This window comes from Candidatus Thermoplasmatota archaeon, assembly GCA_034660695.1.
Lineage (GTDB): Archaea > Thermoplasmatota > E2 > UBA202 > DSCA01 > JAYEJS01.
This window is the reverse complement of the sequence record JAYEJS010000088.1, coordinates 1-7,684: the sequence shown is the minus strand read 5'-3', so window position 1 is coordinate 7,684 and position 7,684 is coordinate 1. Positions and strand designations below refer to the sequence as shown.

Here is a 7,684-nt window from a genome sequence, read left to right as displayed (position 1 = left end):
AATCAAAAAAGGTTTTTGGTAAAGAAGAGACATAGATGCCTTTGTGATATATCATCCCTACCGTCTTTTCATCCATTGCCACCGATTTAAATATATATTCTCCAGCCATTTTTTCTCTAGATTTGTTTGGAGTTACAACAAATATGGTAAATGGCTCATAATCCAAAAGATCGTAAACTCTGAGGGCAGAAGAAAAACCTATATAACCCTTAAACAATGCCAATGCAACTCTATACGGATTTTTTATTAATGGAATATCCGATGGTCTTTCTTGAATTAAATAGACTCCCTTTTTCAGCCGGTAAAGATAACCTTTTGAAGAGAGATGGGAGCAAATTTTGTTTATTTGATGAGGTTTTAAATTTGGAAACAAATCTTTTATTCCACCTATGGATATTATATCAATAGAAGATAGAAGGTTGAATATCATCTGTTCCTGTCTGTTGAGATAGATATTTTTATTCATATTATACCCTATTGGGGTGTTATGTATATATATTTTTCTAAATGAGATTCATGTTCTTTCCGACAAAACAGATTTTTCATCTTGTCATTGAATTGCCTTTCGTATTTAAAAACGATGATTTTTGCCTTATTCTGAAGGTTCTCGCTCTTTTAATAGTTCTGAAATAACTTGCTTTAGTTCAGGCAATTTATTTTTTACTAAATACCATATATCTTCCATCCTTATCGTTGAGTATCTGTAGATAATTATGTTTCTCATCCCAATCACGCCTTTCCAGTTTATTTCTGGATATTTTTCTTTCATTTTACTTGGAATATTCTTTATTGCTTCCCCTATGATTGCAAGTCCCCATAAAACGGACCTTTGCGTCTTTTTATCTTTCAGGAATTCTTCTTTTAACATTCCTTCCACATCGTTTTCTATCTGATCTATATTTTCTGAAATATTGTTAAGATAGATTTTTATTTCCTTCACACTATCACGATTTGCTCTTTTAAAATCCTCTTTTTCAAGAGAGGGTGAATTCTTTCATATTCAACAATATCTATCTTTCTCCCCAAAGCTTTTTCTAAATCCTGTTGTAACGATCCTAATTCCAAAATGTTTCTCCCTTTAGGCATTTCTATTAAAATGTCTATATCGCTATCTTCTCTAATTTCTCCTCTTACAACTGAGCCAAATAAAGATGCATGCTTAACATTGTATTGTTTCAAAACTGGGATAGCCTTCTCTTTTATTTCTTCAATAGATATGCTTTCTTTCTTCATTTCCTCATTTAATCTGTGCTGAACCCATTTTGAAAGATTTACGGCTTTTCTCTCTATCCATTCTTTTTGATATTCCTTTAAAGTTATACTGGTGCGAATCATAACATTAGTAATACAAATATTACTATTTATTTTCTCCGTTTTTACAAATAACAGTTTCATCCAACGAATTTCACCGTATACTTTTCCTTATTAATGCAACAATTGCTCTCCATTCATAGAAGTTGGATTTTGTACCCAAGCAACTCAAACTTTCATCTCCACTTCTCCCGCTGCAATCGGATGAGCCAACAACTTCCCTTTGTGGAAGTCTTTCATGATTTCATCGATTTTTCTTGAGATCTCCGGGGTGAAATAGGCCTCTCCACAATTCTCACAAACATAAGCAGGTACATCCTTGACGGTGATTATTTCATCCCCTACTTTTGCCACAAACTCCGTTTTTCCTTTTCGCAATTTCCCTTTACAAAAGCTGCATCTATCTGGAATCATCTTCCACCTTCTTTCCATATTTCATTCATCTATCTTTTTCTGGTATATAAACCGTTACTATTCTCACGTGGTCTTCACATTCTGCCACTACAATATGGTAAGGAATATTTTTGAGGGACCCCTGTATTAAAGCTGATGGGCATGGAGTATCGTCTGGATATTTCTCTATTATTTTTCCGTTCATTATAGCCTCCTTGATATTATCTGTTGAAATGTTTCTTTGAAACATTCTAACTCTTGCATGATTGGAAATAATAAAATTATTTTCCTCTATGAATTTTTTTATATGTTCGATAGCAGGCTCTGTTCTCACCATATCTTTCTCCTCATCAATGCGACCATCACCCCGTAGCTATATGAAATTCTCATTTATTTACCGTGTTGAAATAAAGAAAACCATATAAAAGTTTGTCTATGATGTTGTTTTTCTTTCAATATCTCGGAAAGTTTTATAAATACAAATAATATGGCGTTATCATGGAAAAACCAAAACAACCCCATAATAATTATAAAGGCGTGTCTGCAAATGAATACTATACGCTGTCATTAATTGAGAAAATCGGCTTGGTAGTTTTTGGGGTTGAGGAAGTAATGCATTTAAGCAACTGGAATAAAAGCAGGGTATACAACACACTCTTCTCACTGGAAAAAAAAGGATTGATAAAAAGAATAAAGAGAAACAGCTATGCAATAGCTAAGGATTTGAATGAAAATCTTTTTAAAATATCGACAGAAGTTATAAAACCTTCCTATATCAGTTTCTGGAGTGCCTTGTCTTTCTATGGTTTTACAGAGCAACAGTTGAAGACGGTACAGCTTGTATCCACAAAACAGACTGGTAAGGTTAATATTGATTCTTTCAGGATAGAAATCACAGCATTCCAGCCAAAAAGATTTTACGGATATAAAAAGATGGAAGGATTTGTAATTGCAGAACCGGAAAAAGTACTGGTTGATTCGCTATACCGACTGGATAAATGCGGCGGATTAAACGAATTTGCAAAATGTTTAAGGAACTCATGGAAACATTTGAACAAAAAGAGGTTTGTCGACTATCTGGTAAGGTTTAACAATAAATCCGTTATTTCAAGAGCAGGCTTCCTGATTGAAAATCTGAACCTGGAAGTAAAACAAATAGAAAGATTGCAGCGACATAAATCAAAAAGTTTTGTCAACCTTAACCCAAAGAAAGGAAAAAGTAGGGAATACAATAAAAAATGGAATGTTATAGTTAACCATAAAATCAGAGTGGAGGAGATAATATGATATCTGTTAAACTGCTAAGAGAAATTGCAAGAGAAACAGGACTATTACTCTACCAGCAAGAAAAGGATTACATGCTGAAGCTCTTTCTATACAACTACTTTAAAAATTTTGATAGTGCGATATTTAAAGGTGGAACATGTATAAAATACCTGTTTGGGTTGGAACGTTTCAGTGAAGACCTGGATTTTAATATAAACATCTCCCCAGAAAAATTTCAGAAACAGGTGGAGAAAACTCTAAAGGAAATAAGTTCTATGGGAATGGAAACCTATCTTATAAAAGAGGAAAAATTTAAGGAATCTTATACCTGTGAAGTGGGTTTTCACGGTCCTTTGTACAAGGGAATAAAACAAACGAGAAACAAGATAAGGATAGATGCCGGAAGAAGGATAGGTGTAATAAATGATCCAGAGTGGAAACTTATTGCCTCCGAATACCCAGAAACAAAAGAATACTTTCTGGTAAAGGTAATGAATGAGGAGGAAATGATGGTAGAGAAGGTGATTTCACTGATGGAAAGAGGAAAGGGTAGAGACCTGTATGACGTATGGTTTCTGCTAAAGAAAGGGGTGAAATTAGACAGAGAACTGTTTAGGAGAAAGGCTTCATCGAAAGCAAAATGGAGCAACCTTCCTTCTGAGAGTGAATATAAAAGAGACTTGGAAAAGCTTACAGGCAGAGTAATTCCTTTCAGTCAGGTAATAAAAGAGGTTGAAGAAGGATTGAAGGTATTGTAATGGTCATGTTTCACCATCTTCTCCTCATCAGAGCCATCAATGCTCCGCATTTATTCAAACTTTATCTTTTTTCCTTCTTTTGCTGAGGTTATTGCTTTTTCTATCATTTCAACTGCTCTCTTTCCCGTATGCATATCTGCTATTGGCTGCTTCCTTGTCTTTATGCAATTTATGAAATCCTTTAGTTCTTCTTTTAGTGGTTCTTTATATTCTATAGGAATTACATAAAAACCTTCATTCGATATTCCCTGAGGAGAGATAACAACATCAAATATTTTTATTTCGTTTGGTTTCAGATAATCAACAAATGCGCTCATTTTGCTTCCAACTACAACTAATTCCCTCCTTTTTCCATTGGGCGAGAGCCAACTTTCAAATGCGTATCCTTTTACATTATTCTCAAAATATGTTATTATCTGTGCAATTTCTTCTGTTTTTCCAATATAATTTCCCAGGGTTGCAAAAATCTCTTCCGGGTATTCCTTATTTAATAAATAGCAAAAAAGATCCACTTCATGTATCCCCAAAGCAAATAGTACGCCCATATCCTGGCGAGGATATCCTAAAGAGTATCTATTGCTCATCATGTAATATATCTCTCCAAAATCCCCTCTTGTTATTTTATTCCTTATTTCATTAACGGCGGAATGATACCTGAATATATGCCCAACCGAAAGTATTCTATCATTTTTTTCTGCGATTTTTATTAATTCATCTGCATCTTTTGAATCCAGTGTCATCGGCTTTTCCACCAAAACGTCTTTTCCAGCTTCCAAAAATTCTTTTGCAAGTTCATAATGTGTATCTGATGGTGTAGCAATCACAACTCCATCAATGCTAGAATGAATCAGCTCTTTATAATCTAGAGAATATGGAATACCAAAACTTGATGCCATCTCCTCTGCTCTTTTCTCATCGATATCGCAAACGTAGAGTTCTTCTATTTTTCCCTCATCCAGCATTTCTTTAAGTGCCCTCACATGGTTTTTGCCCCAATATCCAGTTCCTATAACCGCTAGCTTCATGTTTTACACCACTCGTTGATAGCATCTGCCACATAACGTACGTCCTCTAGGCTCATCTCTGGGTGCATTGGAATGGAGAGTACTTCCTGAGCCACCTTTTCAGTGAATGGTAGTGAAACAGTATCAGTAAAATCCCTGACAGATGGTTGCAGATGAACCGGCATAGGATAATGAACACCGGCAGCAATGCTTCTTTCCTTCAAAAATTCCCTCAATTCATCCCTTCTCTCATGCCTTATGACATACAAATGATAAACATGTTTTGCCCATTCTTTTTCCACAGGCAATATAACATTTTCTCCTTCCAGGAATTCATTATACATTCTTGCAGCGTTTCTTCTTTTCTCAATCCATTCCGGCAAATGTTTGAGTTGAACCCTTCCAATTGCAGCTAACAACTCACTCATTCTGTAATTAAACCCGGCAAAGTCATGTTCATATTTTCTTCCCTCTACCCTCCCTTGGTTCACCAGTGCTCGGGCCTTTATTGCATACTCCTCGTCATTGGTTACAATCATGCCGCCGTCACCCGCCACTGTCATGTTTTTCGACGGAAAGAAACTGAAACAGGCCATATCACCAATACTCCCGACTCTTTTGCCTTTATACTCGGCGCCATGTGCCTGGCAGGCATCTTCTATAATTTTGAGATCATGCTCCTCAGCAAGCTCATTAATGGTATCCATATCGCAGGGATGGCCGTATAAATGGACGGGGACGATGGCTTTTGTCTTGTTGGTTATTTTTTTCTGTATCTCATCGGGATCGGTTGTATATGTTTCCTTGTTTATCTCAGTAAAAACGGGTTTGGCACCAATGTGGAGAAGTGGCGAAACAGTTGCCACAAATGTGTGCGAGGGAACGATAACCTCATCTCCTCTTTTTATTCCAACAGTTAACATGGCTACATGCAAGGCAGATGTGCCAGAGTTAGTTGCTACGCCATATTTGGCATTGCAAAACGCTGCAAATTCTTGTTCGAATGTCTTGGCTTCCTGCCCCTTAACGTATTTTTTGCTTTCTAATACCCTTATTGCAGTATCTTTTATTTCGTCATCAACAAACATTTCAGCCATATTCACTTTCATTTATTCGCCTCTTTTTCCCACTCATAGGGTGTATCGTAGTAACCCAGAATGCAATCCAAATCTTTAATGTTTTTGGTCACCCTTGCAGGGTTCCCCACAGCCACACTGTCTGGAGGGATATCTTCTGTCACTACTGAACCAGCACCGATTAACGCATTTTTCCCTATGGTGACTCTTGGAAGGATGGTCACATTTCCTCCTATCTTTGCATTTTCCTCTATCACAACGCTTTTTGCGCATTCCTCAAATTTTGGGCAAGGAGGGTGAAGAACATTCAATATCGTAACTCCGGGACCAAGCCATGCCTTCTTTTTTATGATCACAAATTCTGGGATGAAACAGCCGGTATGAATACGCACGTTATCCTCAATGATATTGTCTCTTTCTATGACGGTATGAGAGCCCACACTTACATTATTGCCAATACGGTTGTTTTCCCGTATAAGAGTTCCATGACCTGTCTGGAAATTATTGCCGACAGTATTGCCAGCGTAAATGACCGTATGGGAACGTATTACAGCATTATTTCCAATAACAAGTTTTCCCGTAGGTTTTTTAGGCTGTACCCCCAGCAACACATGTTCTCCCACTATCGCATCTTTCCCGATGGTCATGTCCCTCATGATTGGAAAATACCCGAACATATTAAAAGATTCCCCCGTAAAACATACGGTGTAAAGTATGGAAATTATCTTGTTGATGGTTTTGTTGTTGCATATGAAAAAATGTGATACATCATACTTCTACCGCATAAACCTGTATTACCCACTCCTACAGCGTTTTATATTGTACCACCGTAATTTACAAATACAGTAAATCTATACTCTTCGTTGTGAATCAAGAAAATTACCCAAAAGTGTCGTTTATCATCCCGGTAAGAAATGAGGAGAAATTCATTGAAGATTGTTTACAGTCCCTGCTCTCGTTAGATTATCCTGAAGAAAAGGTAGAGATCCTGTTCGCTGAAGGGAACTCCAGCGATAGAACAAGGGAGATCCTGGAGGACTATGCCAAGAAGTATGATAACATAAAAATTTTTGATAATTCAACCGGTAATACAGCAGTTGGCAGAAATATATGTATAGAACATGCCACAGAGGAGATGCTGATGGATTTTTCTGGCCATGTTATTGCACCAAAGAATCTTCTTAAGGTACTTGCCTTAAAATTAGCTTCTCAACCAGAGAATGTAGTGGGTATCGGGTGCTCCAATATTTCTCCAGATAACCAAAATTTTATAGGAAAGGTTTCAGGTGTTGCCTTTTTGGGATTTATGGCTGGCTCGGGCCTTTTTATGCAAAATACCGTTTTTAATAAAGAAAAATTTGTTGAACATATGGCATTTACATGTTATAGAAAAAAAATATTTGAAGAAATTGGAAAATTTGATCCAAATTTCTGGTGTGGACAGGACGCAGAGTTTGATATAAGGGTGAAAAAAGCAGGTTATAAAATTCTGTATACGCCTGAAACATTTGTTTACCATTACAAAAGAGATACAATAAAAGATCTTTTTAAACAGTTATATAAGTATGGTATTGCAAGGACTAAAATGGCTAAGAAATATAGAGGTGCTTTGAGGATATTCCATCTTTTCCCATCCCTTTTTGTCATAGGTTCTTTAGTGCTGGGCATATTGTGGTTGATAGATGTAGTCACTACTGCTTTTATTTTATTTCTCATTCTTATATATTTAGTATTGTGCTTTATAAGTACTGCAAAAATATCAAAAAATCCATTTATCATAATTAGCAGCGTATTTTTTTATCTTTTAATTAAAGTTTCTTATGGATTAGGATTTATTAGGGGGCTTTTTTATAGCAAGCAGTGATTTTTATATGGA

General features: G+C 36.2%; 11 protein-coding genes. 3 read left to right on the top strand and 8 right to left on the bottom strand.

Annotation, left to right across the window (positions count from 1 at the left end; all coding sequences use genetic code 11):
• From U9O96_04565 to U9O96_04545, 5 genes are all read right to left on the bottom strand, one after another.
• A partial coding sequence (locus U9O96_04565) for a hypothetical protein (protein MEA2054373.1) occupies positions 1 to 466 on the bottom strand: 466 nt, incomplete at its 3' end.
• A gap of 126 nt (positions 467 to 592) precedes the next feature.
• The gene (locus tag U9O96_04560) at positions 593 to 940 is read right to left on the bottom strand and encodes a DUF86 domain-containing protein (GenBank protein ID MEA2054372.1); all 348 of its coding nucleotides are present in this window, start codon (positions 938 to 940) and stop codon (positions 593 to 595) included.
• Positions 937 to 1,395: a nucleotidyltransferase family protein gene (locus U9O96_04555; protein MEA2054371.1), complete on the bottom strand. Its 459-nt coding sequence runs from the start codon at positions 1,393 to 1,395 to the stop codon at positions 937 to 939. The genes U9O96_04560 and U9O96_04555 overlap by 4 nt, the downstream gene beginning before the upstream one ends.
• Before the next feature lie 84 nt (positions 1,396 to 1,479).
• The gene (locus U9O96_04550) at positions 1,480 to 1,743 is read right to left on the bottom strand and encodes a type II toxin-antitoxin system MqsA family antitoxin (protein ID MEA2054370.1); all 264 of its coding nucleotides are present in this window, start codon (positions 1,741 to 1,743) and stop codon (positions 1,480 to 1,482) included.
• A 7-nt stretch (positions 1,744 to 1,750) separates the two neighbouring features.
• A complete protein-coding gene (locus U9O96_04545) occupies positions 1,751 to 2,041 on the bottom strand; it encodes a DUF4258 domain-containing protein (protein MEA2054369.1) in 291 nt (96 codons plus the stop codon).
• Positions 2,042 to 2,202: 161 nt separating this feature from the next.
• Here U9O96_04545 and U9O96_04540 point away from each other — a divergent pair, with 161 nt between their 5' ends.
• Both U9O96_04540 and U9O96_04535 read left to right on the top strand, forming a co-directional pair.
• Positions 2,203 to 2,991, top strand: coding sequence for a type IV toxin-antitoxin system AbiEi family antitoxin (locus U9O96_04540; protein MEA2054368.1), 789 nt, complete (start codon positions 2,203 to 2,205; stop codon positions 2,989 to 2,991).
• Positions 2,988 to 3,728 (top strand): nucleotidyl transferase AbiEii/AbiGii toxin family protein, encoded by a 741-nt coding sequence (locus tag U9O96_04535; protein MEA2054367.1) that lies wholly within the window; start codon positions 2,988 to 2,990, stop codon positions 3,726 to 3,728. Before U9O96_04540 ends, U9O96_04535 begins: the two co-directional genes overlap by 4 nt.
• 50 nt (positions 3,729 to 3,778) lie before the next feature.
• Here U9O96_04535 and U9O96_04530 read toward each other — a convergent pair whose 3' ends face one another.
• From U9O96_04530 to U9O96_04520, 3 genes are read right to left on the bottom strand one after another with little or no spacing between them, the layout of a single operon-like run.
• A complete protein-coding gene (locus U9O96_04530; protein ID MEA2054366.1) occupies positions 3,779 to 4,753 on the bottom strand; it encodes a Gfo/Idh/MocA family oxidoreductase in 975 nt (324 codons plus the stop codon).
• Entirely contained in the window at positions 4,750 to 5,841 is a 1,092-nt protein-coding gene (locus U9O96_04525; GenBank protein ID MEA2054365.1) for a DegT/DnrJ/EryC1/StrS family aminotransferase, read from the bottom strand. The genes U9O96_04530 and U9O96_04525 overlap by 4 nt, the downstream gene beginning before the upstream one ends.
• Positions 5,838 to 6,464 (bottom strand): acyltransferase, encoded by a 627-nt coding sequence (locus tag U9O96_04520; GenBank protein ID MEA2054364.1) that lies wholly within the window; start codon positions 6,462 to 6,464, stop codon positions 5,838 to 5,840. Before U9O96_04520 ends, U9O96_04525 begins: the two co-directional genes overlap by 4 nt.
• A 209-nt stretch (positions 6,465 to 6,673) precedes the next feature.
• Here U9O96_04520 and U9O96_04515 point away from each other — a divergent pair, with 209 nt between their 5' ends.
• A complete protein-coding gene (locus U9O96_04515) occupies positions 6,674 to 7,672 on the top strand; it encodes a glycosyltransferase (protein MEA2054363.1) in 999 nt (332 codons plus the stop codon).
• Positions 7,673 to 7,684: the final 12 nt, after the last annotated feature.